At 51.1% G+C, this 18,872-nt stretch carries 13 protein-coding genes; all 13 read right to left on the bottom strand.

The annotated features are described in order from the left end of the window. Positions 1-99: 99 nt before the first annotated feature. Positions 100-1,488, bottom strand: coding sequence for a class II fumarate hydratase (fumC, locus tag K0T92_RS21770; protein WP_219874603.1), 1,389 nt, complete (start codon positions 1,486-1,488; stop codon positions 100-102). 100 nt (positions 1,489-1,588) lie between these two features. Continuing rightward, the gene (locus K0T92_RS21765) at positions 1,589-1,993 is read right to left on the bottom strand and encodes an acyl-CoA thioesterase (RefSeq protein ID WP_219874619.1); all 405 of its coding nucleotides are present in this window, start codon (positions 1,991-1,993) and stop codon (positions 1,589-1,591) included. Positions 1,994-2,220: 227 nt separating this feature from the next. Beyond that, entirely contained in the window at positions 2,221-2,826 is a 606-nt protein-coding gene (locus K0T92_RS21760) for an SIS domain-containing protein (RefSeq protein WP_219874602.1), read from the bottom strand. Positions 2,827-2,972: 146 nt separating this feature from the next. Then, positions 2,973-4,811, bottom strand: coding sequence for a 4-alpha-glucanotransferase (locus K0T92_RS21755; RefSeq protein WP_219874601.1), 1,839 nt, complete (start codon positions 4,809-4,811; stop codon positions 2,973-2,975). Between the two features lie 27 nt (positions 4,812-4,838). Further along, positions 4,839-6,128, bottom strand: a complete 1,290-nt coding sequence (locus K0T92_RS21750) for an HAD-IIIA family hydrolase (protein WP_219874600.1) — start codon at positions 6,126-6,128, stop codon at positions 4,839-4,841. Next, on the bottom strand, positions 6,125-7,555 hold the full coding sequence (locus K0T92_RS21745; protein WP_219874599.1) for a glycogen synthase: 1,431 nt from the start codon (positions 7,553-7,555) through the stop codon (positions 6,125-6,127). The genes K0T92_RS21750 and K0T92_RS21745 overlap by 4 nt, the downstream gene beginning before the upstream one ends. Positions 7,556-7,587: 32 nt before the next feature. After that, positions 7,588-9,051: a glycogen synthase gene (locus K0T92_RS21740; RefSeq protein ID WP_219874598.1), complete on the bottom strand. Its 1,464-nt coding sequence runs from the start codon at positions 9,049-9,051 to the stop codon at positions 7,588-7,590. Beyond that, a complete protein-coding gene (locus K0T92_RS21735) occupies positions 9,051-10,061 on the bottom strand; it encodes a GHMP family kinase ATP-binding protein (protein ID WP_219874597.1) in 1,011 nt (336 codons plus the stop codon). Before K0T92_RS21735 ends, K0T92_RS21740 begins: the two co-directional genes overlap by 1 nt. Positions 10,062-10,110: 49 nt before the next feature. Continuing rightward, a complete protein-coding gene (locus K0T92_RS21730) occupies positions 10,111-11,862 on the bottom strand; it encodes an ABC transporter ATP-binding protein (protein ID WP_219874596.1) in 1,752 nt (583 codons plus the stop codon). Further along, a complete protein-coding gene (locus tag K0T92_RS21725) occupies positions 11,859-13,607 on the bottom strand; it encodes an ABC transporter ATP-binding protein (RefSeq protein ID WP_219874595.1) in 1,749 nt (582 codons plus the stop codon). Before K0T92_RS21725 ends, K0T92_RS21730 begins: the two co-directional genes overlap by 4 nt. 1,602 nt (positions 13,608-15,209) lie before the next feature. Continuing rightward, entirely contained in the window at positions 15,210-16,223 is a 1,014-nt protein-coding gene (locus K0T92_RS21720; RefSeq protein WP_219874594.1) for an HAAS signaling domain-containing protein, read from the bottom strand. A gap of 14 nt (positions 16,224-16,237) precedes the next feature. After that, entirely contained in the window at positions 16,238-16,576 is a 339-nt protein-coding gene (locus K0T92_RS21715) for a PadR family transcriptional regulator (protein ID WP_219874593.1), read from the bottom strand. A 137-nt stretch (positions 16,577-16,713) separates the two neighbouring features. Beyond that, positions 16,714-18,702, bottom strand: a complete 1,989-nt coding sequence (locus K0T92_RS21710) for an AraC family transcriptional regulator (RefSeq protein ID WP_219874592.1) — start codon at positions 18,700-18,702, stop codon at positions 16,714-16,716. Positions 18,703-18,872 lie beyond the last annotated feature (170 nt).

Below are 18,872 nucleotides of genomic sequence, written 5' to 3'. Positions count from 1 at the left end.
GCCTGGTGACTTGTGGCTCGTGCCTGGTGACTTGTGGCTCGTGCCTGGTGACCTGTGGCTCGTGCCTGGTGACCTGTGGCTCGTACCTGGTGGCTGATGTCAGTTCTTCGGATATATCATATCCTCCGCCCGCACCACCTCATCGAACTTCGCAGCGGTAATAAGCCCGCTGCGGATCGCCGCCTCACGCAAGGTTAGCCCTTCCTTGTGTGCGGTCTTGGCGATCGTCGCCGCATTCTCATAACCGATATGCGGGTTAAGTGCTGTCACCAGCATGAGCGATTCGCTCAGATAGCTGGCGATAGCTTCGAGATTCGCCTCCAGGCCGGTGGCGCAATGCTCATCGAATGATCGCATTGCATCGGCCAGCAGCCGTGCTGAATGCAGGAAGTTGCGAATAATAACGGGCTTGAACACGTTAAGCTCGAAGTTGCCTTGGCTGGCTGCGAAGCCGATTGCCGCATCATTGCCCATCACCTGGCAGACGACCATAGTCAGCGCCTCACTCTGCGTGGGATTGACCTTGCCCGGCATAATGGAGCTGCCGGGCTCGTTCTCCGGTATGCGGATCTCGCCGATTCCGCAGCGCGGGCCGCTCGCCAGCCACCTGACATCGTTGGCGATCTTCATAAGATCCGCCGCCAACGCCTTGAGCGCTCCATGGACGAATACAAGCTCATCGTGGCTTGTCAGCGCATGAAACTTATTGGCGGCGCTCACGAACCGCTTGCCCGTCAGTCCGCTGATCGCAGAAGCAACGCGATCTCCGAACTCCGGATGGGCATTGAGCCCTGTGCCCACTGCGGTTCCGCCAATGGCAAGCTCACGGAGCTCTTCGCGGCTGGTAAGAAGATATCGCTCGCACTTCGCGAGCATGCTCACCCAGCCGCTGATCTCTTGCCCCAGCGTAAGGGGAGTCGCATCCTGCAAATGGGTGCGACCGATCTTAATCACGTTCGCGTATTCATCACGCTTGCGTTCCAGAGTCCCCCTTAGCTGCGCGATGGCCGGCAGCACAAGCTCATCGACTGCAATTGCAGCCGCAATGTGCATCGCAGTCGGGAAAGTATCGTTCGAGCTCTGGGAACGATTGACATCATCATTAGGATGAACTGCGCCGGAGCCCGCTCGTTCATCCAGCAGCTGGCCCGCTCTGCGCGCAATGACCTCATTCACATTCATATTGGACTGCGTACCGCTGCCCGTCTGCCATACAGCAAGCGGGAATTCATCATCCCATCGTCCCGCCAATACCTCATCGGCGGCCTCCGCAATGGCATCCGCTTTCCCTGCGTCAAGCTTGCCTAGCTCCTTATTAACGATAGCCGCACCCTTCTTCAAATACGCAAAAGCACGAATGAGCTCAAGTGGCATCGTATCCGCACCGATCTTGAAATTATTCAGGCTTCGCTGCGTTTGCGCTCCCCACAGCCGTTCCGCGGGAACTTGAATCTCTCCCATGGAGTCCTTCTCTGTTCTGAATTTCACGTTGTGCCCGCCTCCAATTCTGCTTATTCAATGAGCGTCGTCTAGCAGTATTCTACTTACATTGGGGCAATGATATACATGATGCAGCTCCACGGCAACCTCACAGCGCCTCCGCTGCGAACAACCGCCGCAGCTCGCCGGGAATTTCCCTGCTCTTGCGTGTCGCCACATCCATAGTGACACTGGTGACGAGCGCATCTGCGCACAATACACCATCGGCATTGATAATCGTCTGCTTGAGCACATAGCTGGTTCGTCCGGCTCTCTCGGGAGTGGTCGTGATTGTTAAACGATCCCCCTGTCTGCATTCATGCCGATAGTTAATATTAATGTTAACGGTAACGGTCTGAATCCCCATGGCGAGCAAAGTTTCATAATGCAGCTCTGACCGCTCGTACCATTCCTCTCTTCCCCATTCCAGGTACTCCAAATATTTTGCATTATTCACATGTCCGTTGACATCAATTTCTGTGGATCGAACCACGATATCAAGCATGGCCTCCATCTCCAGCCTCTCCTCCTTGCTATTGATCACTATTGATTATGACATCCATCGATGCTGCTAATTATAGAATTGGATGCTCCAACAATCAATCCTGTCCGAACGAAGCACAAAAGGCCTGTCCCCAGTCGTCATGACGGATGGGACAAGCCTTTGCCTTTACCGGGTACCCGATTCTATTCGCTTATCAATTCATCTCCTTATAAGGTGCTGACACCATTCATCGCAGGTTAGCTCGCCCACCTCTCCAAATAATCCTTGAGAATAAACATCATGAGATGATCCATAATCATATGCACATCCTCGACCTTCTGCATGTCATGAATCGGCACATGGATGGAGCATGTCGCAAGCTCCTTGACCTTGCCTCCGTCATAGCCGACCAGCCCGATTGTCTCCGCCCCTTGCGTATTGGCATATTCCAGCGCCGCTACAATATTCTTGGAATTGCCGCTGCCGGATATTCCAATCACAAGGTCATTAGGCGTCAAGTAGTTTTCCAGCTGCACTTTGAAAATTTGATCATAGCTCACATCATTGGCGATTGCCATAATCGTAGATACACTGTCATTCAAGCAGCAGAAGCGGAACTTCTTGCGCAGCTTCTCGCTTACACCCTTGTTGAAATCATTGACGAAATGGGATGCGGTCGAGGCGCTTCCGCCGTTGCCGAAAATGTAAACAAATCCTCCACGCTCATTCACCTTAATTAATTTCTCAATGACGGTTTGGATCTCATTGACGTCCAGTTGATCGAGCACTTCCTTCAATCCACTCAAATATCCCTGGATATCCGCTCGAAAATCGACAGCTACTTGCCCCATTACTCCACTCATTTTAAAGCACTCCTCTCATGGGTCCCGAAATAATGACCATAAGTATAATATTATGGACACCTATTTATGATACTCTGATAACTGCTGTTTTTTTAGAGTATTGAGAACTATTTATTAGTTAAATATCCTAATATTTAGACATTATATTACACGCTGGATGTCGAAATTGACATGCTGCTTTCGACCACGGCTCTCACTTGAGAGCATACACTCTCCTCCAACAGCTCTTCCATTGCAAGGGGAGATGTAATCGTCCAATTCCAATCTCCACAGGTGCCCGGCCGATTATATCTGAATTCGCGGTAGTCGCCTTCAATCGCCCCCAGCATGCTCAAATAATCAAGAATGGACGTTATCGACCATACCGCATTCGAGGATTGGACAGAATGAATAGCCGCTCTAATGATCTCGTGATCGCATTTCTCCCTTGCCGCTCCTTCCAGGCCCATTATGGCCCATAACATCTCCTTTTCCCCGTAGCTGAGAACATAGCTGTGATACAGATCGTACAGATCCATCTTTGGTCTGCCCAGAAGTTCGGCCAATTTATCATGGGAGTTTACATGATTCCTCCAGCGCAGCTTGTTATCGGAGGAGAGAGTTTCTTCGAAAATAATTACCTTCATCTCCTCATAATCAAGCCCTGCCTTGCCGCAGTATTCCATAAAGATAGAAGCATCTATCGTCCCCGCTTCATTCTCCCACCAATCCCCCCATATGGACGTATCATGATTCGATAGAATAAAAACAGTGAGCGGATCATGCTCCTCAGGCAGCGTAAATCCTTTCGTTCCGTCCCAATCCTTGTCCCAGCGCTGAAAATTAATCGGAGGAATTCCCAATTCTCTCACGATAGGTGTGAATTCCTCGCCAAAGGGAGCCAGGTTCTCTGCACAGAGCATCATTGTGGTACTGTCCAGCATAGCCGTCAGCATCGTCCTTCCCTGTTCCTCCTGTTCTTGTGGCGTGCCCGGATAGTAGAATCCGTTGAGACCAAGATTCTCCGAAGGCTCCTCCCTTGGAATGCACCACATCTTGAACAATGTCGATGCCGCGTCAAGCCGCATAATATCAAAAAAGTTCTGATTATATTGCAAGCGCTTCTTATAAAGCTCACAGTCGTCCGCTATGATGGCCTGCCAGTTGTAGATCGGCTGATCCCCCCATCTTTGCCCCTTCACATGGCTCGGTTCCGGGGGCAGTCCAGGGACAAGATCCAGCCTGAAATATTTGCCGCGCGCCCATACATCGGAGCTGTCCCGGGCGGAGACATAGAACAGATCACCCATCAACAGCACGTTTTTGCTATTCGCATACGCCTTCGCCGCTTTAAACTGCTCATACAGCTGCCACTGCATCCATTTGATGAATAAGATGCTGAGGGCATGCTCCTCGCAGAATTGCTCTATTGCTTCAGGATCGCGGTCTCTGTACCTCGGCTCCCAAGCTTCCCAGAAATTCGGTGAATAGTTCATTTTCAAGGCGCAGAACAGCGCGTAGTCATCCAGCCAATATTTATTGGCCGCCATATAATCGTGAAAAGCCGGGCTTTCCACAGGCTGCACCTGCTGAAATAAATCATGAAGCGCGTTAATCTTGGCGTGCTTCACATTCAAATCCATGAAGCCCTTATCGATAGGGAACTGCTCCCGGATTCCCTGAATGTATGGCTCGACCGCTTCCTTCGCGACTCCGAGCAAATGATCCATCGCCATATACATCGGTTCAACGGCGAACAAGGTGGTCGTCGAATAAGGCGTATTATAGTAGTCGCTCATAGGCAGAAGCTGAAGGATCGTATGGCCTGTTCGCTCGCACCAGTCCACTGCCCGCTTCAAATCCTCCAGATCGCCTACACCCGCACTCCGCTTCGAATGAAGGCTGAATAGAGGGGCAAGCAGCCCCGCCCGCTTCTCGATACCGATCCGATCCCATTTATTCGCTCCGTATAAATACGGCATCATGCTCCCCTGGCTAGTGATCACAATATTCCCCCTGTCCTGTCATTTGCTTCACTTCATAATGTACTGAACCGCCTCCAGCAAATGCTCGGCATAATAATCCGGCGCCACTTGAAATTTGTTATCCTTCCCGCCGAGTCCAGTCGATACCAGCACCGTGCTTACATTCGCATTGACGCCTGTCTGGATATCAACGGTGGTATCCCCGATCAGGAACGAGCTTGCAAGGTCAATGTTGTATTTGCTTGCGGCGGCTTCCAGCATGCCAATGGATGGCTTCCGGCAGCTGCAAGGAATTTTGTACGCCTTGTTCTCTTCCGGATATCCCCCATCAGGATGATGGGGACAATACATAATATCGTCCACATAGACACCCCGCTCGCCAAGAAGGGTCTCCAGCTTCCGGTGAATCTGGCCGAGCTCCTCCTCCGAGCATAGATTCCGGGCAACTACCGGCTGATTCGTAATGACGATGCTGATATAGTCCGAATCATTAATTTCCCGCAGCGCTTCCACAACACGGTCTTCAATTTCCAGCTGCTCCGGCTTGGAGAGCAGCCCGACATATTTGTTAATCGTTCCGTCCCGGTCGATAAAGATAGCCCGCTGCTTCAGAGACAGATTCTTCTTCCCTACAATCCCTTTCTCCACATGCCGCTGCACCAGTCCATACCGGTCGGGGGTTCCCATATCCTTCATATATTCAGTCGTCCGGTAGGCACAGATCTCTCCCTCGGGAATCAGCTGTGCGATGACGTCCTTCTCCAGATCCTGCTTCGTATTCGCAGCAATATAGCTGACAATCCGTTTATTGAATACGAACACGCCAGCATTCACGCAATTGCTATAATAGAAATCCCGCTTCTCATTCTTCTTCAGAATGTCCTCCACGACTCCGCTGCCCTTCATTCGCAGCACATCGCTATCGTAGGGATGATTGTTGGGATGCGCGGCAAGCGTTCCCGTCAGCCCTTGCTGCTTGTGGAAAGCGATGAACCGGGCAAGATCGATATCAAAAATAACATCGCCATAGGCAAGCACAAAATCCTCTGTCAGCACGTCTTTCAGCGCATACAGAGCTCCCGCCGTTCCGAGCGGCTGATCCTCCACATAATAGCTGATCCTCACACCAAGCTCCTGGCCGTCCCCCAGAACCTGCTGAATTTTATGCCCCAGATGCCCGATAACGATAATGATGTCCTTCATTCCATACCGGGCGAAATTATCGATGGCATACTCCAATACGGATTTCCCGTTAACCGGAACAAGCGGCTTCGGAATTTCCTTCGTAAATTCGCTTAGCCTTGTTCCTTTGCCGCCTGCGAGAATGACCGCCTTCATGCTCCCAGCACCCTTTCATACACGCCTGTATACTCCTTCACATAGCGCGGCCATCCATGATTCTGCACCATGCAATTGCGGACGATATTCTCCCATGTCTCCTTGCGCTTATAGACTTCAATGGCCTGGCGAATCGTATAAAGCATCACCTTCGCATTATAATGCTTGAATAGAAATCCGTTCCCTTCTCCGGTCTCCTCGTTATAGTGCTGAATGCTGTCATTCAGCCCCCCGACCTGACGAACGATAGGCACGGTGCCGTATCGCAGCGCAATTAACTGGCCAATGCCGCACGGCTCATAGCTGGAGGGCATAAGGAACAGATCCGAGCCCGCATAGGCTTTGTAAGCAAAATCATTATCATAGAGCGTAAAGGAGAATTTATCAGGATATTTGCGCGCAGCCTCCTGAAAAAACTCCTCGTACACCGCATCGCCATTGGATACCATCACGAATTGGATATCCAGCTTCATAATGTCCTTGAACGTATTTTTGACCAGATCCAGCCCCTTCTCCGTCTTCAATCTGGAGAACAGGGAGAGGATCGGAATATCCTCCCTGACCTGGAATCCGAGCGCCTGCTGAAGCATCCGCTTGTTCGCATATTTGCCGTCCAATGAATGCTCGTCGTAGTTCGCGTAGATGCGTGCATCTGCCGAAGGATTATTGATCTCAAGATCCAGGCCGCAGAGAACGCCACAGATGTCGGCCTGCCTTTCTTGAACGGTCAATTCAAGCGTGGAGCCATACTGCTCGGTTGCAATTTCCTTGGCATAGGTAGGGCTGACCGCCGTTATTTTATCCGCATGCAGCAGGCCCGTCTTCATGAAATTAAGCTGCTCGTAATAATCGACTCTGTGCCTCAGAAGCTCCTCCCAGTCCATATCCAGGAACAAGCAATTATCTTGATCGAATATCCCTTGATAGCCCATATTGTGGATCGTATACAGCGTCTTGATCTCCTCATAGAAAGGCTGCCCGGCATACTTGACCTTCTTGAGCAGCGGAATAAAGCCGGTATGCCAGTCCTGGCAGTGCAGAAGCTTCGGCTTAAAGCCGAGATGCGGCAATGCTTCCAGCACGGCCTTGGTGAAGAAGCTGAACCGCTCCACCTCATCCTCGTAGCCATACAGCTCGTCTCTGCCGAAATAATAAGAGTCTTGAATGAAATAGAGCGGGACGCCGTCATAGACACAAGCTTCAATCGTACAGGCATAGGCTTTATCGCCCATCGCAATATTCAGCTCGGCGATCACCTCCGTATCATGCGGGTAGGGCCGATAGGTTTTATTTACTTTCGGTACAATAACTCTGGCATCCCAGCCCATCCCGATCAGGTTCTTAGGAAGGGAATAATTGAAGATCCCCATCGTTCCGGTCGTAAAGGGATACAACTGGGACGTAACAAACAGCACTGTATTGTTCATCGCTCAAGCCTCCATCCGGACTATGGTTATGGTTACACCGTGACATACTTGCCATGGATCAATTTGTCATAAAGCGCAATATACTGCTCTGCATAATGCTTCTGCGAGAACTGCTCCCTCATGCCATTCTCCACGAGCTCCTGCCAGACATCTGTTCTGCTGTACAGTCCAACAGCCTTGCGCGCCTGGTACAGCAGAACCTTCTCGTTTGCATACTTGAAGCAGAAGCCCGTTCCCTCCCTTGACTGCTCACAGAACGGCTGCACCGTGTCCACCGCACCGCCGGTATGCTTCACAATCGGAACCGTGCCATACCTCATCGCAATAAGATGGCCAATTCCGCAAGGCTCCGATGCAGGCATGAGATACAGATCAGCTCCGGCAATGAGTCTGAACAGCTCATCCTCGTCAAAGCTCAGGAAACGGAATTTATCCGGGTGCTTGTCCGCTTCCGCTTGGAAGAAGTTGATGAAGATCTCCTTCTCGCTCTCCGTGTACAGCGCATCATCCCTTGTTATCATCAGGATGAACTGAATATCCGCCTTCAGAAGATCGCCAATCGCATATTGAAGCAGCTCGGCTCCATGCTCGCTGGTCATTCTGAAGCTGCTCACAAGAAGCGGAACATCCTCTCTTGCGGCCAATCCATGCGCGGCCTGAACCTTGGCTTTATTGCGCGCTTTCCCCTCCATATTGCCGATGCTGTAATTGGCGTGCAGACGGCGATCCGTCGCCGGGTCATATTTCGCCGGGTCAGCGCCGTTCAATATCCCATGCAGATCATCCCTCCGCTTAATCGCAAAGTCCTCCAGCGTTTGGCCCCATATCTCCGTCTGGATCTCCAATGCATAGTTGGGGCTTACGGTCGTCAGCACATCCGCATAGAGCAGACCCGCCTTCAAGAAATTGATCTGGTCATAATAATCCAGCCCGCAATCCTTGATGGAATCCCAGTCCATATCCAGATAGATGCTGTTCTCCCGGTCGAATACGCCCTGATGGGCGAAGCTGTTGAAGGTCAGGACGGTTTGCGTGCCCTTGTATTGCTCCAGACCGCCATAATTAGCTCTCAGCAAGAAGGGGATGAATGCGGCCGGCCAATCCTCGCAATGGATGATGTCCGGCTCAAAACCGATGCATGCCAATGAGGCCAATACCGCTCTGCAGTAATAAGAGAACCGTTCTGCATCATCAGGATTTTCGAACATTTTCTCGCGATTGAAGTACTCCGGCGTATCGATCAGATAGGTGATGATTCCGTTCATGACACCCTGCTTGATCGTGCCTTGCACAGGTCTGCCATCCATTGTCAAGGCAATGTCTCCGATGATAGATAGGTCCAATTCGCATATGCCTTCTATGCTGTCATGGAGCGGGAGTATCATTCTCGCGTCTATCCCCCTCTCCAGCAGCTCGCGGACAAATCCATCATTCAAAGCATTCGTCTCAAAGGGATCCTTGCTTACCGCCGCAATAAGTATCGACTTCTCCATCATTAGCACCCCACCTTCAAATTAACAAAGCCGCAATGATCATTCGCATTCAGCACGATCCGGCTTCCATAGCGGTCGAAGCTGATTGGCAGCTCGTCGTAATGGTGCAGCGCTTGCCTTACCCTCTGCTGGTTCTCCAGCGGACAGAGGAAGAGGAAGAACCCTCCTCCGCCAGCGCCCAGCAGCTTGCCGCCGTATATGCCGGCTTCCTTGGCCGCCTCATAGATGCGGTCGATTTCGTTGTTATTGATTTTCCGGGACAGCTTCTTCTTCTCCTCCCAGCTGACATCCAGCAGCCTGCCGATCCGCTCAATATTCAGACTTAGAAAATCATCATGGCAAGTATCCACAAATTGCTTGAGCCGGTTCAGCGTATCCAGATTATTGCCTGTGTTCTGCTTCTGATCTGCCAGTACAGCAGATGCTTTTCTGGTAATCCCCGTAAAGAACATCATCGCATGCATATCCAGCAGCTTATATTGGCTGTTGGTCAGCGGGATGCTGTCCACGCTTACAGTATCATCGCTGTTGAAGCTGTACTTCTTGAACCCGCCGAAGGCCGCGGCATACTGATCCTGCTTGCCGATAGGCTCCTTCAGCAGATCAATTTCGATTCTGCAAGCAATCGCGCCGAGCTCATGCGGATTTTTGGTCTCGCCCTTGTACATGTACAAGGCGTTCAACAAGCCGATCGTGAAGGAGCTGGATGAGCCGAGACCGCTGCCTTCAGAGGGAATGTCCGAAATGCTCGTAATCTCGATCCCTTGGTCGATGCCGACAATTGTCAGCGCTTCTCTAATAATCGGATGCTCGATCTCCGCAACAGTGCGGACCTCCTCCTTCTTCGCGTAATTCAATACAATCCGGTCATCATATCTCGATTTCACGATGACATAGATATACTTGTCGATCGTACTGCTCAGTACAGCTCCGCCATGGAAACGATAATAGTCCTTTAAATCCGTTCCACCCCCAAAAAAGCTGACTCTCAAAGGTGTCTGGCTAATAATCATGATGATTCCCCCTCCATGTATTGCGCCTGCATCGATCAGCAGGTCCGGCTTATCCTGCCCTATCTCCCGTTTGAAGCTGATACAGCTGCTTGTACAGACTTTGCTGTCCCATCAGCTCCTCATGTCCCCCATGCTCAAGCACGGTACCATTGTCTACTACATAGATCCGGTCCGCCCGCTCAATCGTTGATAACCGGTGGGCAATCATAATGACCGTCCGGCCCTGCATCAATTGGTTCAGTGCTCCCTGCACAATCGCTTCGGACTCCGTATCCAATGCAGAGGTCGCTTCATCCAGCAGCAGAATCGGAGCATCCTTGAGGAAGGCCCGGGCAATGGCAATTCTCTGCTTTTGTCCGCCTGACAGCCTCACTCCCCTTTCGCCAATAGCCGTACTGTAGCCTTGAGGCTGGTTCATAATAAAATCATGCGCGTGGGCATCCTTCGCAGCAGCGATAATATCCGCTTGGGAGGCGCGCGGATTCCCATATCCGATATTCTCCCCGATCGTGCCATCGAACAGGAACGCATCCTGAGGGACGTAGGCGATCAGACCTCTGATCTCGGACAGCCTGTAGGCGCCCATCGGCTTGCCGAGCAAGCTCATGCTCCCGCTGCCCGCCGGATAGAAGCCCAGCAGCAGCTTTACTATGGTGCTCTTGCCGCTGCCGCTCAGACCTACGAGCGCTGCGCATTCCCCTTTGCCGATCGTCAGGCTCAGTCCCCGCAGCACCTCTTTGCCGCCCTCATACTGGAAGGCGACATCCTTCATTTCAAGAGCCGAATCCGTACATCTGGCGGGGGGAGACTGGTAGCGCTCGGGCTCGACCGGCTTGTCCAGCACCTCGAAGACACGGCTGGCCCCTGCCAATACACGCTGCAGATCGGTCACCAGATCTCCCGCCTTAAAGAACATGGCGCCAATATTGCCCTGCAGCTTAATAAAGGCCATAATCGTGCCGAAATCAGTCCGGTCATTCAGCGCCATCATCCCGCCAATAATGACAATCCCGATAAAGCTCATGCTCCCCAATATCGTATTGATGCCGTCCAGCAGCGCGTATTTCCGGTTTACTTTCGTAGACAAGGCGGCAATCTCCCTGTTAGCGGCGTCATACTTGCCCGTTATTGCTGCTCCGAGCTGGAACATCTTGACGAGCTGAACGCCTGACAACAGATCCGACAGCAGCTCTGTCTTCCTGCCCAATGCGCGCTGGATATCATCATTCATGCTCCGGAATCTGCCTGCAAAGCAAGTGTTCACAAGAAAAGTAACGCCCCCAAGCACAATGGCGTATACGGCAAGCTTCCAGTTAAGAGCGAACATGGCAACAGCAGCGCCTATGCCGACGACAAGCGCGTAGATCATGCCCCCTATCGCCCCGTCATACAGATGCTCGATATGATTCAGATCATTCGTCAGCCTCGACAGCATGCCGCCGCTATGCGAACGCTCGAATGCCGCAAGAGGCAGCCTTTCGACATGGCGGAAGCTGATTTGCCTGATCTCCGTCATCGTATGCCGCACGCATTTGTTGTACATGTAGGTTAGAAAGGTACACAGAAAGCTGCTGACCGCCAGCACGGCCAAGGCGAGAATAACCGATCTGGCGAGCAGGCGCATATCCGCTTCAACAGCCCCGTTCACCATATCCATATAAATGAAGGCCATAGCAATATTCAGGCCAAGCGCAGCGGATACATTGTTGCCGACGATTCCGATGCCATATATCCATGCCCTTGGTTTCATAAAGGCCATCACCCGATTGAACTCCCTCACATATTGAAACCTGATCATCATTCACCCCCTTCGGTGCAGTACGCATACTGATTATTGTATAGCTGTCTGTACAAAGAATCGGTTCCTATCAGCTCCTCATGTCCGCCTTGTTCTACCAGTTGACCGTTGTTCATCACAACAATTTCATCCGCATCCCTGATCGTGGACAGCCTATGCGCAATAATAAGCACGGTCCGGTTCACGACAATCCGCTCCAGCGCTTCCTGCACCAATGCTTCGGACTGCCCGTCCAAGGCTGAAGTGGGCTCGTCCAGAATGACGATTGGCGCATCCTTCAGAATGGCTCTGGCAATCGCTATCCGCTGCCGCTGCCCTCCCGACAAGGCAGCCCCGCGTTCCCCCACCGCCGTTTCATAGCCTTGGGGCAAATCCCGAATAAATTCATCCGCGCCAGCCAGTGAAGCTGCCTGCATCACCTCCTCTCTTGACGCATCCCTTCTGCCATACGCGATATTCTCATAGATAGAGCACGGGAAGAGATACGTATCCTGCGAAACAATCGAGATTCGTGCTCTTGCCTCGCTCAAACTCCACTGGTGCAGCTCGCTGCCATAGATATAGATATCGCCGTCATAGCCGTCATATTGACCGCACAGCAGCTTGGCCACCGTGCTTTTCCCGCTTCCGCTCGGCCCGGCCAGGGCGGTGATCCTGTTTCTCCGCATGGTCAGATTCAAGCCGCGCAGTGCGGGCTCGCCTTCCCCGTAGGAGAAGCTGACATTACGGAATTCGACCAGCGTATCCCCGTTCTCCGGCGGCGCAAAGACGCTCCCGTCCTGCCGCTCCTCCGGCTCCTCCAGCAGTTCAATAACACGCCTTGCGGATGCAATCGTAACCTTGAAATCTATGATTAGTCCCGGAATGCCGGATAGAGGGCCGATGAGAAAGCCCAGCAGATAGATGAAGGTCAACAGCTCGCCGGGCGTAAGCACACCATGGACGGTCAAATAGCCGCCATAGAGAATGCAGCTCATCTGCGGGACAACGCCCACCACCATCGAGATCGGGGCAATATACATGCACCGCCAATCCGTCTTGAGCTTGATCGCCAGAATATCCTCTGTTATCCGCTTGAATTTGCCGAACATGACGGGCTCCATATTATACGACTTCAACAAGGCGATACCGCCTGTCGTGTCCTGGACAGCAGCGCTGTATCTTGCGAAGCTCTCCTGCAGCTCAGTCGCATATTTGCCCACCGCTCGCCCTAGCTTATGGGATGCCAGCATGCTGACCGGCAGCAGAATGATCGAGACGATCAGCAGCTTCCAGTTAAAATAAAGCAAATAAACAGCGACGCCAGTAATGACCAGCGGAAGGTAGATCATGTTCGTAATATGGCGGTCCACAAAGCCTGAGATCGAGCCTACATCATTATTCATTCTCGTTATGATGTCTCCCGAATGGCGGTTCTCCAGACAAGCGGCAGGCAAGCGCCCTAACCGCCCGGCCAACCGGCTTCGGACATCTCTAAGAATCTGAATACCCAGATGTCCCGAGTAGTATTTGATCCCATAACGGATCAGGCAGCTCGCTGCAATAACAAGAATAATGGCAGTAACCGCTGCTATAAACCCCTGCTTATCGCCCCCTATCGCATGATCTACAACCTCCTTGAGCAGATTCGCCTGTACAATATCCACCCCGGTTCCAAAAAAAGCGCCTAATATACAAATTGTAGCCATAAGTCGATAGGGTTTGACAAAAGAGAGGATAATACCCATTATTTTTGTCGATTCGATCAATTTCACCTCCTTTCTTATGCGGAATTTATAAATAACGATACTAATTGTATCATAATTGTTGTGAATTTGTTAATGACCCATTGGAAATTAATAAGCACCCTTTCAGGGGCGGAGAAAGAGTGCTGCCATTGAGGCATCCAGCAATAGAGAGAAAGAATCTGCGCGAGTGCAACCATTCTAGTTAAAAGAAGTCGTAGAAACGTACTGCCTGCGCATATGCAGGCTTTGGTGGCGGAATGGGGCGTTTCGAGGAAATTACGGCGAAACGGCGAAACGGTGGAACGGTGAAATACTTTCGCTTTGAACTATGGCGGGCTCCCCGTCAACTAGCCGCTGACCCCACGTACTGTTCGGTGACACCCGTACCGTCCCCACCGTGCCGGGAGCTGCGCGCGCTCCCAAACAGGTACGGAGTAACTGGCTACAACTGATCCGGCTGGCTGAGAGAGCGAAGCATGCGTATGTGCAGACATTTCAGCTAAAATGAGCTGCTGAGGACTGAATGCCTGCGTATGTGCAGGCTTTTCGGCTAAAAGGAGCCGCTGAGGGTTGAATGCCTGCGTATGTGCAGGAATATATGGCGGATTGGGCCCATATCGGGCGAACACGGCGAAATTCCTGCGCTTTGGCAGGCATTCGCTCTTCAGCGGGTTGAAATGAGCAAAAGCCTGCCTATCCGCAGGTTTTTGAGAAAGCCCGGCGGGTTCCCATCAACTAGGTTAGGCAGTGACACCCTTACCGTCCCCACCGTGCCGGGAGCTGCGCGCGCTCCCAAACAGGTACGAGTAAACTTGCTATAACTCATCCTGCTGGCTGAGAGAGCAAAGCATGCGTATGTGCAGACATTTCAGCTAAAATGAGCTGCTGAGGACTGAATGCCTGCGTATGTGCAGGCTTTTCGGCTAAAAGGAGCCGCTGAGAGCAGAATGCCTGCGTATGTGCAGGAATATATGGCGGATTGGGCCCATATCGGGCGAACACGGCGAAATTCCTGCGCTTTGGCAGGAATTCGGTCTTCAGCGGGTTAAAATGAGCAAAAGCCTGCCTATCCGCAGGTTTTGAGAAAGTCCGGCGGGTTCCCATCAACTAGGCGGTGATACCCGTACCGTCCCCACCGTGCCGGGAGCTGCGCGCGCTCCCAAACAGGTACGAGTAAACTTGCTACAACTCATCCTGCTGGCTGAGAGAGCGAAGCATGCGTAAGTGCAGGCTTTTCAGCTAAAAGGAGCCACTGAGGGCTGAATGCCTGCGTATGTGCAGGCTTTTCGGCTAAAAGGAGCCGCTGAGAGCAGAATGCCTGCGTATGTGCAGGCTTTTCGGCTAAAAGGAGCCGCTGAGAGCAGAATGCCTGCGTATGTGCAGGCTTTTCGGCTAAAAGGAGCCGCTGAGGGCTGAATGCCTGCGTATGTGCAGGAATATACGACGGATCGGGCCGATATCGGGCGAACACGGCGAAATTCCTGCGCTTTGGCAGGCATCTCGCCTTTAGCAAGCCGGAATGCGAACATGCCTGCGTAAACGCAGGCATGTTCGCAATTTATAGCATCCCCCCAGATCAAGGGGGATGACAACACCCTTTCGAGTATTCTCTAACCAGACAATTTACTTCCTGGCCTGGAACAACTTATAGATGACCGCAATAGAATCGATAATTGCAATGACCGCAACAATATAAATGAAATTGTCTGCCGTATTGTTCCAGATGATGCTCGCTGTCTCATAACCTTCGCTGCCTGCGGACACCATGCCGGAGGCCAGCAGCTCGCTCAGGAATTCGGCATTCCACACCGCCGGGTCCATGAATATGATCGCTGCAATAACAACAGAGGCCAGGTTGAAGAGCAGATGAAAGGCAGCAAGCTTTGTCGTCCATCTTCCTGCAACTAATTTGATAGAATCCTTCAAAATACTAATCGCAATCGTCACCCAGATGAGCGGATAGTAAGCCCGGAATACCGCTTCATTAAAAAACGGAATAATGACCGTTCCCCCGTCCTCATTGAAATAAATAATGCCGAAATAGTGAATAGAAGAAGTCAACCAGAGGATGACCAGCAGGTTGACAATAATCGATGCAATCGGCTCGCTCCGTTTAATGGTCGTCTTAGGATTAGGAATGGGGGCAAGCTGGGACGGTCTCCATTCATTCTTGGCACCCAGTCCGATGTCCGGCGCTTTCACTCCCCTGTATTCCATCACCGCGAATACAACTGTCACCCAGGCAAAGCCTTGAACGGCCGCGGAGATGAGTGAAGCGATCGACTCGATGATGAACTGCCCGCCCTGAACCGGTTCGAGGAAGAGCTCGATGATCAGTCCAATTCCGAGCGCGAGAACAATGGAGAACACGACGATTCTGACCACCATCCAATAGAGATCGAACAGCTTGGGCCCGATCAAATATCTGCGCTGTCCAAGGTACTTCTCAGCCATCTCCTGAGGAGAGCCGAGCTCAAGCAGCACCTCCTCAACCTCCTTCTCCGTGACCGCCCCGCCTCCCGTACGATGCTCCAGCATATCCTCGATTAATCCGTGCAGTTCCTGTTCAATATCCGCTCTCTGCTTCTCCGGCAATTTGTGCGTAACCGCATAAATGTACCTTTTAATTAAATCCATGGCCTCGTCCTCCTTTAAGCTTGATCAATGATGCTCTCCACGCTGCTAATCATACTTCTCCACTCCAGACATAACTGCTCGTATACCTCTTTCCCGAACGGACTGAGCAAATAATACTTCCGCGGACGTGCTTCATTCGTATCCCACTTACTCTCCAGCAGCTCTTGCTTCTCCAGTCTGCGCAGCAGCGGATAGAGCGTCCCTGGATCAATGCTGATTCCCTTCGCTTCCAGAATAGCAACAAGGGAGTAGCCATATTGAGGCTCTGACAACTGGCTCAATACCCCGATAATAATCGTCCCGCGGCGCAATTCCTGCATTAAGCCGCTGATGGTTTCATTAACGCTGCTCATATGATCAACTCCTGCTGTTATTATACTGTGTGTCACACACTATTGTAAACAACCAATTATCATGATATCAATAATATAATGCGAAAAAATCCATCCCGAAATATCGGATGGATCTTATTATTTCCTGCCCTATACATTTACTTTTTATTCGCCAACAGCAGATTTACAATCGTATCGAGCTGAAGCTCCAACGAGTAAGGATCCTCCATTACGAACTCATCGCCCTTCTCGCCGAATGACCCGTACATATACACCTGACCCTTTTGAACAGCGGGAATACTCTTCCATAGGTCGCTGTTTATAATTTGATCGGCCCCTTCATCCTTTGCACCGTACACGAATACATGGTCACCCATATATTCAGGCAGAACCTCCAGAGAGATATTCTCGAATCCTTCCTTCATATTCAGCGCTTGCTTCGTGGGCGGCAGCTGCAGCATTTGATAAATCGTCGAGCTTCCATAATTGCCGCCCTCCGCAGCAAAAACATACATCGCCTTGCTGCCGATTTGCACAACAGAGACCGTCTCTCCTTCTTTAACAATGCCGGCAATTTTCGCTTTAGCCTCTGCAACTTTCTTCTCATATTCCGTTATCCATTGCTCGGCTTCCTGCTGCTTTCCGAATATTTCACTGATTCTCCGGAATTTCTCCAGCGGCCCCGCTGTCGATTCGCCTTCCCAATACGGCAGGAACACCGTTGTTCCGATTTTTTGGTATTCCTCGATATTTTTATCGAGCGAGCCTATGATCAAATCCGGCTCCAAATAAGTCAACTTCTCCAGATTCATAGGAAATCCGCCGAGATCCTCAATTCCATTCAGAATTTCTTGTGAAATGCCCGCCTTACTAATCCAGGACTCGCCCAGCATAAAGCTTCTAACCCCTACAGGAATAATGCCCAGCTTCAATAGATGGCCCATATATTGATCGGATGCTACACGTTTAGGCTCAGCGGGCACCTCTACATCCCCCTTCAAAGTAGATACAATTCTTGTTTTTGCCGCTGCGTTCGCCTGCTGATCGCCCTTGCCTGTATTGATATTAGCCTCCGCAGCATGATTAGCCGGAGCTTGAGTGCCAACATTTGTATTGGCCGGACTTGAGCAAGCCCCCACTAATAATGAGAAGCACATTACCAAGGTCATGACCGCTATCTTTGTTCTTCTTTGCATCAATAACTCTCTCCCTGTTCTATAATGAGAATGATTTTCAATATCATTATAGGGATAAAATTTATGCTGTAGAACGGCAAATCTTTGCATAGACAAGGGCAAATCACGATCCTGCCAGCTTCGGCGCTGCTTCTCTCTGAAGCGGGAAGGTGACAGACCTTGATATTTCTTGAAGGCACGGCTTAAAGAATGGGCATCGGCAAATCCGACTTGTTCAGCGATTTCCTGCAGAGTTGCGTCAGTCCGAATCAGCAGCTGCATCGTACGGTCAATCCGGATCTGGCCCAAATAATGAATGGGACTATTGTTCATGCTGCTCTTGAATAGTCTCGACAGATGTCCTGCGCTGCAATCCAGTGCTTGTGCAATAGAATCAAGCGTAAGCGGCTCATTGAAATGCTCGCGGATATAGCGGACGGCCAGCCTAACGGGATCAGGCCTTACCGGCTCAAAGTCCTGCCGATGCAGCTGCCGCAGCAGCTCATAAACGAACTGATACAATGTCGCTTTGACCTGCAGCTTGCTTAACGTGGCCGACTCATGCCAATACTTGTCCATCTGAACGATATAGTCGTATAAAGACAGCGGATAGCTCGGGGCAAAAGCATACTGATAGTGAAAGGGATTATCCTTCTCCATCAGTTGCACAATTTCCTGGCGACAGAGCAAGGGAAGAGTCGGCTTGTACAGAATCATATAGTACTCCAATTCATCATCCGCTATAATATTCAGGCTCGTTCCCTTGCCGCCATGAAGAATATGAAACCGCTTGGCCGTGTGGATATTGTCATCCAGCCATATCCGCGCATTTCCGCGCACCGTATAGAGGAATGTACTGACAGGAAGCCGATAAGAGCGCAGCTCCTCCCCCTTCTCCATCACGTTATGGCGAATATCGATCACCTTAATAAAGACATGATTCCACAACAATATATGATCATTTAATTTCATTCCATCGTCCACTCCCTAAGCTGCTGCCAATCGCATCCTCCACAATTCTGCAATCCCGGAATAGAAGAAGATTCATTCATCATTATAATTGATAATGATTCTCACAATCAATGAATCTGTGCGAGCGACAGCCCATAACGCAAAAAAACACGCCGGACAGGCGTGTTCAT

Source organism: Paenibacillus oenotherae (assembly GCF_019443105.1).
In the GTDB taxonomy this organism is placed as follows: domain Bacteria; phylum Bacillota; class Bacilli; order Paenibacillales; family Paenibacillaceae; genus Paenibacillus_Z; species Paenibacillus_Z oenotherae.
The sequence above is the reverse complement of the archived record's forward strand: the minus strand, read 5'-3'. Positions and strand labels throughout refer to the sequence as shown.

Coding starts and splice junctions, on each gene's coding strand:
- K0T92_RS21765 (WP_219874619.1), bottom strand. CDS start 1,993: ATGGAGGCCATGCTTGATATCGTGGTTCGATCCACAGAAATTGATGTC.
- K0T92_RS21760 (WP_219874602.1), bottom strand. CDS start 2,826: ATGAGTGGAGTAATGGGGCAAGTAGCTGTCGATTTTCGAGCGGATATC.
- K0T92_RS21750 (WP_219874600.1), bottom strand. CDS start 6,128: ATGAAGGCGGTCATTCTCGCAGGCGGCAAAGGAACAAGGCTAAGCGAA.
- K0T92_RS21745 (WP_219874599.1), bottom strand. CDS start 7,555: ATGAACAATACAGTGCTGTTTGTTACGTCCCAGTTGTATCCCTTTACG.
- K0T92_RS21740 (WP_219874598.1), bottom strand. CDS start 9,051: ATGATGGAGAAGTCGATACTTATTGCGGCGGTAAGCAAGGATCCCTTT.
- K0T92_RS21735 (WP_219874597.1), bottom strand. CDS start 10,061: ATGATTATTAGCCAGACACCTTTGAGAGTCAGCTTTTTTGGGGGTGGA.
- K0T92_RS21730 (WP_219874596.1), bottom strand. CDS start 11,862: ATGATGATCAGGTTTCAATATGTGAGGGAGTTCAATCGGGTGATGGCC.
- K0T92_RS21720 (WP_219874594.1), bottom strand. CDS start 16,223: ATGGATTTAATTAAAAGGTACATTTATGCGGTTACGCACAAATTGCCG.
- K0T92_RS21715 (WP_219874593.1), bottom strand. CDS start 16,576: ATGAGCAGCGTTAATGAAACCATCAGCGGCTTAATGCAGGAATTGCGC.
- K0T92_RS21710 (WP_219874592.1), bottom strand. CDS start 18,702: ATGAAATTAAATGATCATATATTGTTGTGGAATCATGTCTTTATTAAG.